The following is a 16,282-nucleotide window of genomic DNA, read 5'->3' as shown; positions in this document are numbered from 1 at the left end:
AGGCGCGGGGTCCGGGGCAGAGCCCCGAGGCGTCGACCCCGGCTATCGTCAATCGTATGGTCAGCCATGAGTACGCCCCCCGGACGACCGCAGGACGCGACGGCCTGGACGCCCTCCTGGCCCACCCGCGGAGCGCAGTCGTCGCCATCGACTTCGACGGCACCCTCGCCCCCATCGTCCCGGACCCCGACACCGCCCGCGCCCACCCCGACGTGGTCCCGGCCCTCGCCGCCCTCGCCCCGAAGGTCGCCGCGATCGCGGTCATCACGGGCCGCCCGGCGGGCACCGCGGTCCGCCACGGCGGCTTCGCGGGCGTGCCCGGCCTGGAGCACCTCGTCGTCCTCGGGCACTACGGCGCCGAACGCTGGGACGCCGCCACCGGCACGGTCAGCGCCCCCGCCCCGCACCCGGGCGTGGCCACCGTGAGGGCCGAACTCCCGGGCGTACTGGCCGGGTTCGACCTCTGGAACGACACGTACATCGAGGAGAAGGGCCGCGCCGTCGCGGTCCACACGCGCCGCGCGCGCGACCCGCAGGCCGCCTTCGAAACCCTCCGCGACCCCCTGTCGGAGCTCGCCGCCCGGCACGGCCTCATCGTGGAGCCGGGCCGCCTGGTCCTGGAGCTGCGGCCGCCCGGCGTCGACAAGGGCGTGGCGCTCACCGAGTACGTACGGGAGGTGGGCGCGGAGTCCGTCCTCTACGCGGGCGACGACCTCGGCGACCTCCCGGCCTTCGCGGCGGTGGAGAAGCTGCGCTCCGACGGAGTGCCGGGCCTCCTGGTGGCCGCGGACACGGTGGTGCCCGAACTCGCCGACAGGGCCGATCTGTTGGTGGAGGGCCCCGCAGAGCTGGCCGCCTTCTTCTCAGTCCTGGCGCAGCGCCTCTAGCTGCTCCAGGAACCACGCCCCTGGCGGCAGCGCCGTCGCCGCCGCGGCGAGCCGCTTCGTGCGCTCCGCCCGCTCGTCCTGAGGCATGGCGAGCGCCTCCGCGAGGGCCCGTGAAGTGCCGCTCACGTCATAGGGGTTGACGGTCAGCGCGTCCTCGGCCAGCTCCTCGTACGCCCCCGCCTCCCGCGAGAGCACCAGCACGCACCCCTCGTCGGAGACGACCGGCACCTCCTTGGCGACCAGGTTCATCCCGTCCCTGATCGGGTTCACCAGCGCCACGTCGGCGATCCGGTACGCGGCGAGCGAGCGCGCGAAGTCGTCCTTCACGTGCAGTACGACCGGCGTCCAACTCTCCGTAGCGAAACGAGAGTTGATGGCATCGGCGACCCGCTGGACCTCGTCCGTGTAATCCCGGTACACGGCCAGGTCCTGCCGCGACGGATAGGCGAACGCGACGTGCACGACCCGCTCCCGCCACTCGGGCGAGGACTCAAGGAGCAGCTCGTACGCCCGCAGCCCCCGCACGATGTTCTTGGACAGCTCGGTCCTGTCCACCCGCACGATCACCTTGCGGTCCGCGCCGATCTGCGCGCGCAGCGCCGCGAGCCGCTCCTCCACGTCGTCACGGTGGGCCCGCTCGCGCAGGAAGTCCGCGTCCGCGCCGAGCCCGTGCACCCCGATCCGGGTCCCGGACGTGCCGCCGACGAGATGCGTACAGCAGTCGGTGAAGGCGTCCGCCCAGCGCCGGGTCAGGAACGCACAGCGGTCGGCGCCGAGCATGCCCCTGAGCACCTGCTCGGCGATGTCGTCGGGCAGCATCCGGAAGTAGTCGACGGGCGCCCACGGCGTGTGCGAGAAGTGCCCGATGCGCAGGTCGCCGCGGAGCTCGCGGAGCATCCCCGGCACCAACGTCAGGTGATAGTCCTGCACGACCACCGTCGCGCCCGGCGCCGCCTCCTCGGCGAGCGCCTCGGCGAAGGCCCGGTTGTACGCCTCGTACGACGCCCACTGCCTGCGGAACTCCGGACCGAACGACGGCTCAAGAGGTGTCTGGTACAGCATGTGGTGCACGAACCACAGCACGGAGTTCGCGATCCCGTTGTACGCGTCCGTGTGCACGCCGGCGTCGATGTCGAGCATCCGCACACCCGGCTCGGTGACCCCGCGCCGCACCGCCTCCCGGTCGCCCTCGCTCAGCGCCGAGCACACCCACAGCTTGTCCTCGACGACGCTCAGCGCCGACACCAGACCGCCCCCGCCGCGCTTCGCCGCGATCCCTCCCGTGTCGTCGACCGCGTACGAGACCGGGCCGCGGTTGGACGCGACGAGAACCTCAGCAGCACCATGCGTCGTGGAACTCATACGGGCACGCTAGCCCGGCCCGGAAACGTTCAAACGTGAGGCCGGGCCCCGCCGGGGCCCGGCCGTATACGAAGACCTGCGGTCAGGTCAGTGCTTGCGGCCGCGGACGGCGGCGAGGACCAGCGCGCCGAGCCCGCACAGCGTGACGGCGAGCCCGCCGTACAGCGGCAGGTTCGAGCCGGTGCCGGTCTCGGCCATCTCGCCCGCGCTCGGCGGGTTGGGCGGGGTGGGCCGGGCCTGCGGGTTGTGGCTGCTCGTCGAGGGGGTCGACGGGGCCGGTGGGGTCGGCGAGGTCTCGGACGGCTGGTCGACCGGCTGCTTCGTCGGCGTCGGCGTCGGCGCCTCCCGCTCGATGGTGGGCGAGATGCCGCACCGCGCGTCCGTGGAGCCCTCCTCGCAGTTGGTGCGCGGAGTGTCGGCGGTGACGCTGTTCGTGAGCTTCCCGTCGCCGCTCACCGGGTCGTTGACCTTCACGGAGTACGTCACGGTCGCCGTCTCGCCGGCCGGGATGTCACCGGTGTAGCCGACCTTCGGCTCGGTGTAGGAGACGTCGCCGATGCTCGCCTGCGCGTCGTTGTTGTACGTCGCGTCGTCGAGGTTCTCGGTGAGGTCGTCGGTGAACTTGGCGTTGGGGTACGGCAGTCGGCTGACGTTCTTCGCCTTCACCGTGTACGTCACCGTGTCGCCGGGCTGCACCTCCGCAGGGCTCGCCGTCTTGGTGATCTCCAGGTCGGGCACGGGGACGGACAGGGCGAGCGCCGAGGGGACGTAGGTGTCGCCCTTGGTGGAGAAGTCGAGCGTGGTGGAGGTCGAGCCGACCGGGATCGGCTCGTCCCCGGCGGCCCGCGTGGAGCCGCCGCCCGTGACGTCGAACTCCTTCGCGTCGATGCTCAGGTTGTTGACCATCCTCGGGTCGAGGGCGCCGTCGTCCTCGGAGACGAAGAAGTTGTTGGTGTTGCCGGTGTGCGACTCGGTGATGTTCTGGCCGCCGACGGTGAACTTGTCGCCCGACGTGTTCCAGTCGCCCTCGTACGCGGTGACGCTGGCCCGCGGGGTGCCCGAGGTCCGGTAGAAGCCGTCCACGGTGACCCGGGTGGCCGGGGAGGTGGAGCGCTGCAGGACGTGGCCGCCGTAGATGTAGACGTTGCGGCGGTCCGGCGCGTAGGTCTCGTTCGGGCTGTCGTACTTGTAGACGACCGTCATCGACCAGCCGCCCACGCAGCCCTTGCCGGTGGGCGCCCAGATGTCGCCGACCGAGACCGGCACCGGGGTGCCCGTGCCGGTGACCCCGCTGAAGAGGCTCGTCACGTCGGCCTCGCCCGTGTAGAAGTGCGGGCCGTTGGTGGAGGCGGGGTCCTGGACCAGGTTCTCGGGGGAGACCTTGGCCGGGGCCGCGCCGTTCACGCCGACCACGGGGGTCGCGTCCAGCGGGTCGCCGGGCGAGGGGTCCACATCGGCGCCGGAGATGTCGCAGCGCTTCAGCTGGGCCCCGCTCGGCCCCTTGAACGTGCCGTCGTTGCCGCCGTAGAAGAGGCGGGCGTAGGCGACCTCGGCGCCGGGCGGGACGGAGACCTGGCCGGTGCTGGAGCCGTAGCCGTCCGTCGTCCCCGCGGTGTTGATCCGCTGCATGACAAAGGTGTTGTTGTTGTCCCTCCCCTCGCCGTTCGCGGCGACGGCGCAGCGCGCGGCCATGTTCGCGTCGTCCGTCGGGCAGCCCATGACCGTGTTGCCGATGGTCTTGAAGTCGCCGTAGATCGATTCGTCGTAGCGCTTGGCGAAGGGGGAGACCACGTCCGCGGAGGCGGGAGCCGGTGCCAGGCCCGTCAGGCAGGCGGCGAGGGCGGCTGTGACGGCGCAGGCCGCCTTGCCCTTGAGATGTCTGAGCAGCATAAAGGGCAATCTAGGCAAACATACGATTATGGGGCGTTTACGCCACGCGGCGCTCCGCGTACTCACCGATCTCGATCATCGGCGGGCGCTCCTCCGTGTCCACCGGGTGGGTGTGCGGTTCGAAGCCGTCCTCGCCGCGCTCGAACTGTGTGAGCACCGGCCTGATCAGGTGCCCGCGCGCGAGACGGAGCTGGGCGGTGCGGTAGATCGCCGCCGCCATCCGGCCCAGCGCCTGCCCGTCCTGGTGCCGGTGCTTGCGCACGCCGACGTCGACCTGGGCGAGCGCGTCGAGGCCCACGGTGTGCAGCGCGTCCACGAGCAGGCCGAGCTCCACGCCGTATCCGACGGGGAACGGGAGACGTTCGAGCAGCGAGCGCCGGGCCGCGTACTCGCCGCCCAACGGCTGGACGAATCCGGCCAGTTGGGGCCAGTGCAGATTGAGTATCGGCCGCGCCATCAGCTCCGTCACCCGGCCGCCCTGCCCGGCGGTCCCGGCCAGCGGACGGTCGTACATCGCCTTCACGAAGTCCACGCCCGGCTCGGTGAGCAGCGGGCCGACGATCCCGGAGACGAAGTCCGCGGAGAACTCACGCAGATCGGCGTCGACGAAGCACACGATGTCACCGGACGTGACGAACAGGGAGCGCCACAGCACCTCGCCCTTGCCGGGCCGGACCGGTATCCGCGGCAGGACCGCGTCCCGGTGCACGACGCGCGCCCCGGCCGCCGCCGCGACCTCGGAGGTGCGGTCGGTGGAGCCGGAGTCGATCACCACGAGCTCGTCGACGAGCGGCACCGCCTCCGTCATCAGCGTCCGCCGGATCTCGGAGACGATCTCGCCGACCGTCTCCTCCTCGTTCAGCGCGGGCAGCACGACACTCACCGTCTGCCCCGACGCGTGCTTGGCGGCGACCAGCCGGTGCAAGGGGTGCTCGGTCACGGACCAGGAGCGCCTGTTCAGCCAGCGCTCGACCTCTTCCAGCACGGTCTGGGTTCCTTCCCTAAGGATCCATATGTGATCCATCTCGCGGTTCGGACCCCTGTCTCACGAGCCCGGGCCTTCGGTTACAGTCTTGAACAAGGCCGGTGACCATCGCATGTCGGGGGTCGCCTGCAGTACACAACTGAATCCACACAATCGAATACCGCTCATCCAGAGGGGCAGAGGGATACGGCCCGTTGAAGCCCCGGCAACCCTCCAGCCGGTCTCGTCCGCACACCGCAGTGCGCCCGCGAGGCTCCCGGCTAGTGAAGGTGCCAAATCCGTCTCGTGGCGAGATGCGCCGCGAGGAAGATGAGGAGAAAGGGCCTCGCCTCTCATGGCTGTACAGACTGTCGCCACCGAAACGACCGCGAAGACCGTTGATCTCGGTCCGGCTTCCGGCCTCTCTTGTCGCGAGTGCGGCGCCGTCGTCCCGCTCGGCCCCGTCTTCGCCTGCGCCGAGTGTTTCGGACCGCTCGAAGTCGCGTACGAGCTGCCTGTCGGTGACCCCGAGGCGCTCCGCAAGCAGATCGAGTCCGGTCCCGCCAACATCTGGCGCTACGCCCCGCTGCTGCCCGTCCCGGCCGACGTCGCCGAGAAGCCGAACCTGAACCCCGGCTGGACCAAGCTCGTCAAGGCCGACAACCTGGGCCGTGAACTGGGCGTCGCCGAGGGCAAGTTGTTCGTCAAGGACGACTCCGGAAACCCGACGCACTCCTTCAAGGACCGCGTCGTCGCGCAGGCCATCGAGGCCGCCCGCGCCTTCGGCTTCACCACGCTCTCCTGCTCCTCCACCGGCAACCTGGCCGGCGCCGTCGGCGCCGCCGCCGCCCGTGCCGGCTTCCGGTCCTGCGTGTTCATCCCGCACGACCTGGAGCAGGGCAAGGTCGTCATGGCCGGTGTCTACGGCGGTGACCTCGTCGCCATCGAGGGCAACTACGACGACGTGAACCGCTTCTGCTCCGAGCTCATCGGCGACCCGCTGGGCGAGGGCTGGGGCTTCGTCAACGTCAACCTCCGCCCGTACTACGGCGAGGGCTCCAAGACGCTCGCGTACGAGATCTGCGAGCAGCTCGGCTGGCAGCTCCCGGACCAGCTGGTCATCCCGATCGCGTCCGGCTCGCAGTTCACGAAGATCGACAAGGGCCTGAAGGAGCTGATCAAGCTCGGCCTCGTCGAGGACAAGCCCTACAAGCTCTTCGGCGCCCAGGCCGAGGGCTGCTCCCCGGTCTCCGTCGCCTACAAGGGCGGCCACGACGTGGTCCGCCCGCAGAAGCCGACGACGATCGCCAAGTCCCTCGCCATCGGCAACCCGGCCGACGGCCCGTACGTCCTCGACATCGCGCGCCGCACCGGCGGCGCCGTGGAGGACGTCAACGACGAGCAGGTCGTCGACGCGATCAAGCTGCTCGCGCAGACGGAGGGCATCTTCGCCGAGACGGCGGGCGGTGTCACGCTGGGCGTCACGAAGAAGCTCATCGAGGCGGGCCTCATCGACCCGTCGCTCACCACCGTCGTACTGAACACCGGTGACGGGCTCAAGACGCTGGACGCGGTTGCCGATTCCTCGCAGGCCACGGCCACCATCCGGCCGAGCCTGGACGCGTTCCGCGAGGCCGGCCTCGCCGCCGACCTCTGAGTCCGACCGACACTTGTAGCAACAGGAGTTACCGCCATGAGCGTCAACGTTCGTATCCCCACCATCCTGCGCACCTACACCGGCGGAAAGTCCGAGGTGGCCGCCGAGGGCGCCACCCTGGCCGATGTCATCGCCGACCTCGAGAAGAACCACACCGGCATCGCCGCCCGCGTCCTCGACGACCAGGGCAAGCTGCGCCGCTTCGTGAACGTCTACGTGAACGACGACGACGTCCGCTTCGAGCAGGGCCTCGGGACGGCGACGCCGGACGGCGCCGGCGTCTCGATCATTCCGGCCGTCGCCGGCGGCTGATCCTTTGTAGTTCCACCCGGAGTTACCTGAATTGCCCCCTCCGCAAGAGAAGCGGAGGGGGCAATTCTGCATGGTTGAGCGCGGTACAGTTGGGGAAGCTGCTGCCTTTCCCTGTGCGGTGCATGACGGGCGCATATGAGTTCTCGCCCGAGGCCCGACAAGAAGTAGCCAAAGTGCTCTGCCCTTTCGGGCCTTTTACGGCATTTACGCGGCCCGACTTGCCCTGGGATCCGGTGAGTTGGCCCGGTTTCCCCGATCTGGCGTGCCCAGAATTCTCGTCCGATTGACCTGTTGCAGACGGCAGTCGGGCAGATACATTCAGCCGCGGTCGACGCGTTCCGGCGCACACCCCCATATCCCGTGGGGCGTGAGGTCTGACCCGGGTCCGCGAAGTGCGGTCCTGCGCAAGGGCCAGTAATAGGGGAGTTAGGCATGGCTCAGGGCACCGTCAAGTGGTTCAACGCGGAGAAGGGGTACGGCTTCATCGCGGTCGACGGTGGTGCGGATGTTTTCGTCCACTACAGCGCGATTCAGATGGACGGCTACCGCACCCTCGAAGAGGGTCAGCGAGTTGAATTCGAGATCTCGCAGGGCCAGAAGGGGCCGCAGGCCGACATGGTCCGCGTGGCCGCCGGCTGAACGCGCGCGTCAGACTGCACGCTTGTACGTCGCACGTCGTGGAGGGCTCGTCTCCCGGTTGGACCGGGGGGCGGGCCCTTCGTGCTGCCCGCGCCCACCAGGGGTTCTCGGGTGCAGCCTTGCACTCGCAGGGGTCGAGTGCTAATCATTGGGCTTAGCACTCTCCCAGTGAGAGTGACAGAACTTGGATCGGGTCGGTGAGGTCCGGGGGTCGGGTGGTGCAAGGAACCGCCCGGCCTGCAGGCCGTCCGTCGCGGGCACCAGCACGGTCCGTTTGCTTGCATTTCCACCCCGTCCGGGAGGACCACTTCACATGGCCAAGATCATCGCGTTCGACGAGGAGGCACGGCGCGGCCTCGAGCGCGGCATGAACCAGCTCGCCGACGCCGTCAAGGTGACCCTGGGCCCCAAGGGTCGCAACGTCGTCCTCGAGAAGAAGTGGGGCGCCCCCACGATCACCAACGATGGTGTGTCCATCGCCAAGGAGATCGAGCTCGAGGACCCGTACGAGAAGATCGGCGCCGAGCTGGTCAAGGAGGTCGCGAAGAAGACGGACGACGTCGCCGGTGACGGCACGACGACCGCGACCGTCCTGGCCCAGGCGCTCGTTCGCGAAGGCCTTCGCAACGTAGCCGCCGGCGCCAACCCGATGGCCCTCAAGCGCGGCATCGAGCGCGCCACCGAGGCCGTCTCCGCCGCCCTCCTCGAGCAGGCCAAGGAGGTGGAGACCAAGGAGCAGATCGCCTCCACCGCCTCCATCTCGGCCGCCGACACCCAGATCGGCGAGCTCATCGCCGAGGCCATGGACAAGGTCGGCAAGGAAGGCGTCATCACCGTCGAGGAGTCCCAGACCTTCGGTCTGGAGCTTGAGCTCACCGAGGGTATGCGCTTCGACAAGGGCTACATCTCGGCGTACTTTGCCACCGACATGGAGCGTATGGAGGCCTCGCTCGAGGACCCGTACATCCTGATCGTCAACTCGAAGATCGGCAACGTGAAGGACCTCCTTCCGCTGCTCGAGAAGGTCATGCAGTCCGGCAAGCCGCTGCTGATCATCGCCGAGGACGTCGAGGGCGAGGCCCTGTCGACCCTGGTCGTCAACAAGATCCGTGGCACCTTCAAGTCCGTCGCCGTCAAGGCCCCGGGCTTCGGTGACCGCCGCAAGGCCATGCTCGGCGACATCGCCATCCTCACGGGCGGCACCGTCATCTCCGAGGAGGTCGGCCTCAAGCTGGAGAACGCCGGTCTCGACCTGCTCGGCCGTGCCCGCAAGGTCGTCATCACCAAGGACGAGACGACGATCGTCGACGGCTCCGGTGAGAGCGACCAGGTCCAGGGTCGCGTCAACCAGATCCGTGCCGAGATCGAGAACAGCGACTCGGACTACGACCGCGAGAAGCTCCAGGAGCGCCTCGCCAAGCTCGCCGGCGGCGTGGCCGTCATCAAGGCGGGCGCGGCCACCGAGGTCGAGCTCAAGGAGCGCAAGCACCGCATCGAGGACGCCGTTCGCAACGCGAAGGCGGCCGTCGAAGAGGGCATCGTCGCCGGTGGTGGCGTCGCTCTCCTCCAGGCCTCCGCGGTCTTCGAGAAGCTGGAGCTCGAGGGTGACGAGGCGACCGGCGCCAACGCCGTGAAGCTCGCCCTGGAGGCCCCGCTCAAGCAGATCGCCGTCAACGGTGGTCTCGAGGGTGGCGTCGTCGTGGAGAAGGTGCGCAACCTGACCGTCGGTCACGGTCTGAACGCCGCCACGGGTGACTACGTCGACATGATCGCCGAGGGCATCATCGACCCGGCGAAGGTCACGCGCTCTGCCCTGCAGAACGCCGCGTCGATCGCCGCGCTGTTCCTCACGACCGAGGCCGTCATCGCCGACAAGCCCGAGAAGGCCGGCGCCGCGCCTGCCGGTGGCGGCATGCCGGGCGGTGACATGGACTTCTGAGCCGCTCGCGGTTCAGCCCGTCCGTAACCCGAGGGCGGCACCATCTCTTCGCGAGATGGTGCCGCCCTCGGGCGTTTCGGCGTTGGGCCGGGCCCTGGCTACGCGTACTCCTTGAGCCGCTCTGTTTCGAGGGTGATGGTGACCGGGGCGGGGATGCGGATCGTCGCTCCGTAGTGGTACGGGCGGCGGCTCTGATAGACCCCGTTCTCCGGGGAACTGTGGACGACTACGGTGTCGTTGTCGCGGTCGACGAGGAGGTAGACGGGGATGCCGGCGTACGCGTAGGCGCGGGGCTTCTCCTGGCGGTCGCGGCGGTCGGCGTCGCGGTCTTTGGAGGTGACTTCGACAGCCATGAGGACGCCGTCGGGGGAGGCCCACTCGTCCTGTCCGGCGAAGTAGCCGATGGGGGTGAGAGCGCCGTCCGGTTTGATGCAGCCCTTTCGGTACGTGTCGATCCGCAGACCCTGCCCTGGGTAAAGGGCCAGTTCGGGGCGCTGCATCATGCACTGGCGGATCAGCCACATGATGATCGAACCGTGGTCGCCGTCCGACATGGGCTTGACCGCTAACTTTCCGTTGAGCAGGTCCAAGGTCACCGTCTCGGGGGCGACGCGGGCCAGTTCCTCGAAGTCCTCGACGTCGATGGGGCCATGCTTCACGAGCAGCCGTCCGTCCAGGAATTCAAGCTTGTTGCACAGGTTCTCCGGAGCTCTTCGGTTGAGTTCCTCGAAGTCCTCGACGCTCATCTGAGGGCGGTCGGCGGTGCCAGGGGGCATCGGAACTCCTTCGTGGATACCTCCACCTTGAGGTGGGGAAGGAAAAGAAGCCTGCGGACCGCTGTCCGCTACCCACGTTCTGTACTCGGGCTTTCGGGTTGGGTGGTGTAGGCGTAGCCGTCTGCTCTCTGGAGCAGACGGAAGCGTTGGTAACGGATGCCCTGGACGGTGCCGTGGGCGGTGGTGATGTTGAAGCTGCCACTGCTGCGGACAGCGACCCGGCCGGTGTGAGTACCAGTCTTCTTGCCGGTGGGGACGACAGCGCGGACAAGGTCTCCGGTCTGGTAGCCGAAGAACTGCTTCTGCCTGGGCATGCGCACGCGGGGGAATCCGTGCTTGTCCGTACGGGTTCGGGTGTGGGTTCCGCGTCCGGTGCATCCGGCGACCAGGACCGTGGTGACGGTTTCGGTGACGCGGTCGAGTTTGCCTACGTTGAGGGCGTCGAGAGTGTGGGTCTTAGGCAGGCCACACCTGGTGCGGTTCCACTTTGTACGGCCACCTGAGGCGGTGCGGGTGGGGAACATGGCGTCCAGGGCTCGCCATAGAGCCCAGCGAGTCGAGTTGACGGCGGCGGCGTCCCTCATCGGGGCCTTGGCCCTCTTGAGGATGTCGGCAGCCTGCGTGGGTGCGAACTCCTCAACCGGCCGGTTCGACTTCTTCTCGTTGCACTTAACGCAGGCCAAAACGAGGTTCGACACCCGGTCCGACCCGCCCTTCGAGCGGGGGCGGACGTGGTCGATGTTGAGCGGTACGCCGGTGATGCCGCAGTAGATACAGGCCCGTCCGAACTTGGCGAGCAGATATTCGCGCACCTCCGCCCCCGCGAGGGTGCCCCTCTGGTACTCCACGCCCATCAACGGCTTCCCGGCGGAGATGGCATGGGTGTCGAACGCGACCCACTCCACATGCACCGCCCGTACGGGGGCCCACCGTGCCAGCCGACTGGCCCACGACAGGGTGGTGACGACCCGGTGCTTCAACGACGGGGCGAGCCAGCCGTCCGGGCGGGCGCGGTTGTTGAAGCGCGGGGCCCGATAGCGCAGGTTTCGGGTGCGGCGTCCGCGCCGGTAGGCGGCACGCTGCTCCATCTTCTTGCGGATTGTTACGCCACGATGGCCGAGCTGAACGCTGTAACGGCCGCGACGCTCACCAGCGGAAGCGGTGAACACGGCGATACCCGTGTGCTTAGAGCCGGGATCGACGCCCAGTTCTACACCGTCGATCTCCGACTCGGCCGTGGTGCGGTCTTTGAGGCGGATGACGAACGGTGTATGCCGGTGGACAACTGCCCGTCCCTTCTTGAGGAGCTTGCGCGCCCTGGCGGGCGTGGTGGGCTGCAACGGTCGGTGGTGCTTGTCGAGCACGAAAACGCAGGGGTGCCGCTCACGCGGCTTCTCCCCGGCCCCGGAGAGCTGGAGGGTGACGCCGACAGTGCCTGGTGAAGCACTGTCGGTCTCCTCTCGCACATGTTCCGCACCCGGTGCCTCACGGCGTTCGAGCCCCGTTTCGTCCCCGATCCGGGGGGTGTCTGCTGACTCGAATTCGAGAGCGAGCTGCTGAGGAAGCACAGCCCGGTCGGTCTTCTGTCGTGAGCGGAACGTAGCCAACTTGTTCACCTCCAATGTGGTGTTGGCTGATGCTGGTAACGGCGGCCTTCAGCCAGTACGGCTCAAAGCCCCCTCCTTCAGGAGGGGGATCCCGTTACACGCGTGCCCTTTCGGAGCGGGGGAGCATCGCCGCGCGGGCCTCCGCGGCGCGGGTGCGCACGGCTTCCGGGGTGAGGATGCCTGGGGGTGGGGAGGCGGGGCGGGTGCCGCTGCATGGGGCGCAGAAGCCGCCCGGCAGGGCTTCTGGGCGGCCGGGAGCGCCGCAGTTCGCGCATTCGATAAGGCGCAGGACCGGGCGGTTCGCAGGTGGTGGGGGCGGCGGTGGAAGTTTGTCGGTCAGGCGGCGGAGCAGCAGTGCGGCCGGGCTGTGCACAGGTGTGGGGAGACCGGCCGTCAGGGCGTGCAGCAGGGTGTCCTCGGTGGCGTCCCGCTCGAACCAGCGCTCCACCTCCGGCGCGAGCCGGTCGCACTCGGCGGCGGACAGGGCCAGCGAGGGCGCCGTGCGGCCGAGGGCGGTGAGGAGGAGCAGCGCGCGGCTGCGGGTGGGGCGTGGAGGTGGTTCTTCGGGCGGGGCGTCCCGGCCCGTCTCCGGTACGTCGCCCCGCACGTACGCCGTCCACCACGCGTCGCCACGCGCCGTGCGGGAGAACCAGGTGCGCGTCACCCAGCGTGCGCTCCCAGAGCCCTGTACGTGTTCGCGGTCGCGCCTCAAGTGGCCCGCCCGGTGCAGGTTGTTGAGGGCGGTGCGCATCGCCGCCTGGCCGTACGGGAGGTGGTTGGCGAGCGTCTTCACCGAGATGTCCGCACCGTCGGGCAGCCGGTCGATGTATCCGGCGATGTGCGCCTCGCGGGCGGGAAGGTCCGCGAAGTCGGCGCGCGTACGGGGGAGTTGGTCCGGTGCGGAGCGCTTGCCGTAGCCCGGGCTCGCCTTGGGGGTGGGGCGGGGTGGGCGGTGCTGCGTGCGTCGGGGCGGGGGCAGCACTAGAGTTGGCGTCAGCCACGAGATCTCCCTAGGTCGGGATCTTGATGGACAGGCCCTCGCAGGTGTTGGCGCACCGGCGGGGGCCGTTCGTATATCGGGCACGCTAGAGCGTGATTACCCTCCGTGGCAAGCCGATGCCGGAAAGTGTCTGGGTTTACCGAACGCGCGTCGGCGTCGCCAACTCGCGGGGAGGGAGGGTGGGTTGAGACCCACCTCCCAATCCTTGAAAGCAGGGCTCGTGGCTCGGGGCTTGAGCCTCGGGGCGTTGGTTACGGGGTGCGGCGCAGGTCGGCGATGAACGCGGACCAGGCTGCCGCCCGGAGCGCGAGCTTCGGGCCGTTCGGGTTCTTGGAGTCCCGGACGGGCACGATTCCCGTCACCGGTGTGTGGGCGTCGGCGACTTCGAGGCAGTCGCCGCCGTCGCCGCCGCTGTAGCTGGACTTGCGCCAGCTCCAGGCGGCGGCGTCGTTCAGGTCGTACTCAGGGGTGTGGTTCCTCATGGGCGTAATCCTGCGCCACTGAGTCGAGCAGGGCCAGGGAGTCGCGGGGTGAGAGGGCCGCTGCCTGAAGGAGGTTGAACGTGAAGGTGTGGCGGGCGACCGTGGCCGGGTCGTCGGTGAGCCTTCCCGTCTCGGGCCCGTCGACGAACGAGAGCGGCGGGGCGTTCTCGAACTCCATCAGCTTGACGGGGCCGTGCATCGAAGCGTGCGCACCCGCGTCGAACGGCAGGACCTGCACGAGCGCGCGATGCCGCTGCGCCAAGTCGGCAACGTGGCGCAGCGCCTCCGCCATGACCTGTGGTCCGCCGACCGTGCGGCGCAGTGCCGCCTCGTCGAGGACCGTCCACAACAACGGCGTTGTTGGGTCCTCGAGCAGGCGCGCCCGCGCCAGCCGGTCGGCGACGAGGCCGTCGATCCGCTCGTCCGGCGCGGTGGGCTGGTAGGCGCGGAAGACCGCCTCCGCGTAGGCCCGCGCCTGGAGCAGGCCGGGGATGAGCAGCGCGGCGTACTGGCGGATGGCCGTCGCTATGGCCTCCGCCTCCGCCGCCTCCGCGAAGTGGTCGGGGAACTTGGACTTGTTCGCCTTCTCGCAGTTGCGGGCGAAGAAGCCACCCGTATTCAGCTCCTCGTCCAGGCGAACCGCCATGTCCGGCAGGATGCGTCGCGTGCCCGCCTCCATCTGGCCGACGTAGGAACCGCTGACGAACAGCAACTCACCCAGGGCCTGCTGAGTGAGGTTCGCTCTCTCGCGGGCGTGGCGCAGCTCTTCGCCGATCATGACGCGGCGGGATGACGGGTCGAGGTCCTTCGGTCCGGTCACGTGCATCAACTCCCGGTCCAGCAGCGGCGTCTGTTGGGCCGATGCCCCTGGCCAGCGTAGAGCCGGGGCGGTCACTCTGTGTGGCGAAAGCAAAACTCGGAGTGAAGGAGTGCGTGATGGCGGTGCGGGACGCGGGGCGGTTGCGGGTGGTCGAGGACGTGGTGGCTCAACTGCGGGCGGAGACCGGGGCGTTGGGTATCGTGCTGCCGTCACTGAGGGTCGACCCGGTCTCGGCCGCAGGTGAGGTCGGGTATCCGCTCGTCGACCTCGGGTGCGTGAACTTCGATACGGCGATGCGGATCGTCGCCGTCCTGCATGAGGGGCGGGGCCGCGAGTGAAGCCGCGCCCGAGGCGGGGAGCCTCGGGCGCGGTTTCGGCCGACCGGAAGGGACGGGTCAGGCCGAGGACTGCTCGGAGAAGCTCTGCCAGGTGTCGCGGCCCGCGCGCGTGGCGCTCGTGGCTGCTGCCTGCGCCTGGTGGAGGGTGCGGGCGGCCAGTTCGGACGGGGGGACGTCCCAGGTGCCGGTCCAGCTGCGGCCCGCGCGGGCCAGCTCGTAGACGAGGACGCCGACACCCGCCATCGCGGTCAGCGTGCCGATGCCGGTGAGTACGGCACCGGCTCCGAGCCGGCGTCGGTCCGGGCGGAACTCGGTCCAGGAGATCTTCGAAAGGGTGCTGTCAGCCATGCGCTCAGGATGCGGGAGGGCCGGGCGGGGCGCATGTGGAGCGGTGACCAGTGGGTGACGGCGGCCAGGTCAGCCAAGGAAGGTGCCGTTGGTGTCGGCGGCCGGAGTGCTCGACTCGGGCACGGTCACCTTTACCGGCGCGCCCAGACGCGACAGGTTCAGCGTGACCTTCATCTTGGCACCGGCCTGCGGCAGATCGAGGGCGGTACGGGCGCGGACGACGCGGCCCTTGGCATCCACCCAGACGTCGGCGAAGACCGGGATGTCCTCGCCCAGGTAGTCGCGGAGCTGGTCCGTCTTCTTGCGGGTGTCGGCCGCCAGACGGCGGGTGATCGTGGTGTGGTCCAGGGTGCCGCGGTAGTGCGTGGCGCGGACGCCGCCGACGGTCTCCTCGCCCTCGTCCGAGACCTCGCGCAGGTCGGCGATCTGACCGAGGAGGTACTCGGGGTCGTTGAGCGGCGCGCGCAGCAGGGCGTGGGCCGTGGCCTTGGCACGCGGGACGGTGCCCCAGCCTGCGTCAAGGGCCGAGGCGCCGCGCACGTGGACGTCGTCGCCCGCGAAGACCTCGCGGACCTCGATCGCGGGCTGCTCCCGCATTCGTACGGTCAGCTCGCCGCGGTCGGCGGCCATGTCGAAGCCGCCGGTCGTGGAGATCCGGAACGTCCGGGTGCCGGCGGACAGGTCCACCTGCTGCGCCGTGTGCGCGGAGGTCGAGCGGGTGGCCCCGACCGCGGCTCGTACCGTTGCGGCGTGATCGGCGGGGGACTCGGCGGAGCCGTTCTTCCCTGTGTCGGACCGCGTTCCTGCCGAGCAGGCGGTGCACAGGGCGGCGGCGGTCAGGAGGACAGAGATCAGGGGCAGGGCGGTGGCGCGCAAGAAGGTCGTGCTCCGGTCGTCGAACGGCCGAAGGATGTGTGCGGCCTGTGAAAGAAATGTCGGCGCTCGAACTATATGACGGGAGGCGAGCCGCGGCGTCACCGGGCCGGTGACCCGAGGAGGACGCCGCTCGTTGGGCGGGCATGACGAACAGCTTGCGTATGCGTGTGATGACGACGGTTCTCGCGGTGGGGGCCCTGGCGGGGGCGGGGGCTCCTGTGGCGTCCGCCGCCGATCGTGATCCGGTTCCGGACTCCAAAACCGTGATCATGTCGGACGAGGAGTGGGAGACCTTGCAGGTGCTGAGCGGCCTGGGCCTGGTGCCCCTGGAGCCGGGCGTGTACCACCGAGGCTCCTACGAGCCGCTCGGCTAGGCAGCAGCAGT

At 69.3% G+C, this 16,282-nt stretch carries 17 protein-coding genes and 1 riboswitch; of the genes, 7 read left to right on the top strand and 10 right to left on the bottom strand.

The genetic code is table 11. From position 1 onward, the window contains the following. Positions 1–56 precede the first annotated feature (56 nt). Positions 57–887 (top strand): trehalose-phosphatase, encoded by an 831-nt coding sequence (gene otsB / locus ACFYWS_RS08670; RefSeq protein WP_389271345.1) that lies wholly within the window; start codon positions 57–59, stop codon positions 885–887. On the opposite strand, the gene ACFYWS_RS08665 is transcribed toward otsB, so the two are convergent. From ACFYWS_RS08665 to ACFYWS_RS08655, 3 genes are all read right to left on the bottom strand, one after another. Further along, the gene (locus ACFYWS_RS08665; RefSeq protein ID WP_389271342.1) at positions 864–2,249 is read right to left on the bottom strand and encodes a trehalose-6-phosphate synthase; all 1,386 of its coding nucleotides are present in this window, start codon (positions 2,247–2,249) and stop codon (positions 864–866) included. The genes otsB and ACFYWS_RS08665 overlap by 24 nt on opposite strands. Before the next feature lie 87 nt (positions 2,250–2,336). Next, on the bottom strand, positions 2,337–4,139 hold the full coding sequence (locus ACFYWS_RS08660) for a hypothetical protein (RefSeq protein ID WP_389271339.1): 1,803 nt from the start codon (positions 4,137–4,139) through the stop codon (positions 2,337–2,339). A gap of 37 nt (positions 4,140–4,176) precedes the next feature. Then, the gene (locus ACFYWS_RS08655) at positions 4,177–5,124 is read right to left on the bottom strand and encodes a glucosyl-3-phosphoglycerate synthase (RefSeq protein ID WP_389271336.1); all 948 of its coding nucleotides are present in this window, start codon (positions 5,122–5,124) and stop codon (positions 4,177–4,179) included. A 161-nt stretch (positions 5,125–5,285) separates the two neighbouring features. Further along, positions 5,286–5,440: riboswitch (SAM riboswitch) on the top strand. Between the two features lie 18 nt (positions 5,441–5,458). Here ACFYWS_RS08655 and thrC point away from each other — a divergent pair. The 4 genes from thrC (at position 5,459) to groL (ending at position 9,650) form a co-directional block, all read left to right on the top strand. Next, positions 5,459–6,760 (top strand): threonine synthase, encoded by a 1,302-nt coding sequence (thrC, locus tag ACFYWS_RS08650; RefSeq protein ID WP_389271334.1) that lies wholly within the window; start codon positions 5,459–5,461, stop codon positions 6,758–6,760. Positions 6,761–6,796: 36 nt separating this feature from the next. Next, positions 6,797–7,072 (top strand): MoaD/ThiS family protein, encoded by a 276-nt coding sequence (locus ACFYWS_RS08645; protein WP_389271331.1) that lies wholly within the window; start codon positions 6,797–6,799, stop codon positions 7,070–7,072. 432 nt (positions 7,073–7,504) lie between these two features. After that, a complete protein-coding gene (locus tag ACFYWS_RS08640; protein ID WP_030576453.1) occupies positions 7,505–7,711 on the top strand; it encodes a cold-shock protein in 207 nt (68 codons plus the stop codon). Between the two features lie 313 nt (positions 7,712–8,024). Further along, positions 8,025–9,650, top strand: a complete 1,626-nt coding sequence (gene groL, locus ACFYWS_RS08635) for a chaperonin GroEL (protein WP_266712587.1) — start codon at positions 8,025–8,027, stop codon at positions 9,648–9,650. A 98-nt stretch (positions 9,651–9,748) separates the two neighbouring features. Here groL and ACFYWS_RS08630 read toward each other — a convergent pair whose 3' ends face one another. The 5 genes from ACFYWS_RS08630 to ACFYWS_RS08610 form a co-directional block, all read right to left on the bottom strand. After that, positions 9,749–10,426 carry a Uma2 family endonuclease gene (locus tag ACFYWS_RS08630; protein WP_389271327.1) on the bottom strand — a complete coding sequence of 226 codons (678 nt, stop codon included), beginning with the start codon at positions 10,424–10,426 and terminating at the stop codon, positions 9,749–9,751. Positions 10,427–10,494: 68 nt separating this feature from the next. Beyond that, a complete protein-coding gene (gene iscB / locus ACFYWS_RS08625; RefSeq protein WP_389271324.1) occupies positions 10,495–12,033 on the bottom strand; it encodes an RNA-guided endonuclease IscB in 1,539 nt (512 codons plus the stop codon). A gap of 94 nt (positions 12,034–12,127) precedes the next feature. After that, positions 12,128–13,015 (bottom strand): hypothetical protein, encoded by an 888-nt coding sequence (locus ACFYWS_RS08620; RefSeq protein ID WP_389271321.1) that lies wholly within the window; start codon positions 13,013–13,015, stop codon positions 12,128–12,130. A gap of 269 nt (positions 13,016–13,284) precedes the next feature. Next, the gene (locus ACFYWS_RS08615) at positions 13,285–13,515 is read right to left on the bottom strand and encodes a DUF397 domain-containing protein (protein WP_389271318.1); all 231 of its coding nucleotides are present in this window, start codon (positions 13,513–13,515) and stop codon (positions 13,285–13,287) included. Further along, positions 13,496–14,335: a helix-turn-helix domain-containing protein gene (locus ACFYWS_RS08610; RefSeq protein WP_389271315.1), complete on the bottom strand. Its 840-nt coding sequence runs from the start codon at positions 14,333–14,335 to the stop codon at positions 13,496–13,498. Before ACFYWS_RS08610 ends, ACFYWS_RS08615 begins: the two co-directional genes overlap by 20 nt. Before the next feature lie 116 nt (positions 14,336–14,451). Between ACFYWS_RS08610 and ACFYWS_RS08605 the strand changes: the two genes are divergently transcribed. Continuing rightward, on the top strand, positions 14,452–14,673 hold the full coding sequence (locus ACFYWS_RS08605; RefSeq protein WP_389271312.1) for a hypothetical protein: 222 nt from the start codon (positions 14,452–14,454) through the stop codon (positions 14,671–14,673). 57 nt (positions 14,674–14,730) lie between these two features. Here the strand turns inward: ACFYWS_RS08605 and ACFYWS_RS08600 are convergent, their stop codons facing one another. Continuing rightward, positions 14,731–15,021 (bottom strand): hypothetical protein, encoded by a 291-nt coding sequence (locus tag ACFYWS_RS08600; protein ID WP_389271309.1) that lies wholly within the window; start codon positions 15,019–15,021, stop codon positions 14,731–14,733. Between the two features lie 69 nt (positions 15,022–15,090). Continuing rightward, positions 15,091–15,897 carry a hypothetical protein gene (locus ACFYWS_RS08595; protein WP_389271305.1) on the bottom strand — a complete coding sequence of 269 codons (807 nt, stop codon included), beginning with the start codon at positions 15,895–15,897 and terminating at the stop codon, positions 15,091–15,093. A 170-nt stretch (positions 15,898–16,067) separates the two neighbouring features. On the opposite strand from ACFYWS_RS08595, the gene ACFYWS_RS08590 reads away from it, so the two are divergent. Further along, on the top strand, positions 16,068–16,271 hold the full coding sequence (locus ACFYWS_RS08590; protein WP_389271302.1) for a hypothetical protein: 204 nt from the start codon (positions 16,068–16,070) through the stop codon (positions 16,269–16,271). The last annotated feature ends 11 nt before the right edge of the window (positions 16,272–16,282 follow it).

The organism is Streptomyces sp. NPDC002795 (assembly GCF_042888725.1).
Classification (GTDB): Bacteria; Actinomycetota; Actinomycetes; order Streptomycetales; family Streptomycetaceae; genus Streptomyces.
Note: the sequence above shows the minus strand (reverse complement) of the source record. Positions and strands in the feature narration are given on the sequence as shown.

Coding starts and splice junctions, on each gene's coding strand:
- groL (WP_266712587.1), top strand. CDS start 8,025: ATGGCCAAGATCATCGCGTTCGACGAGGAGGCACGGCGCGGCCTCGAG.
- ACFYWS_RS08600 (WP_389271309.1), bottom strand. CDS start 15,021: ATGGCTGACAGCACCCTTTCGAAGATCTCCTGGACCGAGTTCCGCCCG.
- ACFYWS_RS08645 (WP_389271331.1), top strand. CDS start 6,797: ATGAGCGTCAACGTTCGTATCCCCACCATCCTGCGCACCTACACCGGC.
- ACFYWS_RS08605 (WP_389271312.1), top strand. CDS start 14,452: ATGGCGGTGCGGGACGCGGGGCGGTTGCGGGTGGTCGAGGACGTGGTG.
- ACFYWS_RS08660 (WP_389271339.1), bottom strand. CDS start 4,139: ATGCTGCTCAGACATCTCAAGGGCAAGGCGGCCTGCGCCGTCACAGCC.
- ACFYWS_RS08615 (WP_389271318.1), bottom strand. CDS start 13,515: ATGAGGAACCACACCCCTGAGTACGACCTGAACGACGCCGCCGCCTGG.
- ACFYWS_RS08590 (WP_389271302.1), top strand. CDS start 16,068: ATGACGACGGTTCTCGCGGTGGGGGCCCTGGCGGGGGCGGGGGCTCCT.
- thrC (WP_389271334.1), top strand. CDS start 5,459: ATGGCTGTACAGACTGTCGCCACCGAAACGACCGCGAAGACCGTTGAT.
- otsB (WP_389271345.1), top strand. CDS start 57: ATGGTCAGCCATGAGTACGCCCCCCGGACGACCGCAGGACGCGACGGC.
- ACFYWS_RS08640 (WP_030576453.1), top strand. CDS start 7,505: ATGGCTCAGGGCACCGTCAAGTGGTTCAACGCGGAGAAGGGGTACGGC.
- ACFYWS_RS08630 (WP_389271327.1), bottom strand. CDS start 10,426: ATGCCCCCTGGCACCGCCGACCGCCCTCAGATGAGCGTCGAGGACTTC.
- ACFYWS_RS08665 (WP_389271342.1), bottom strand. CDS start 2,249: ATGAGTTCCACGACGCATGGTGCTGCTGAGGTTCTCGTCGCGTCCAAC.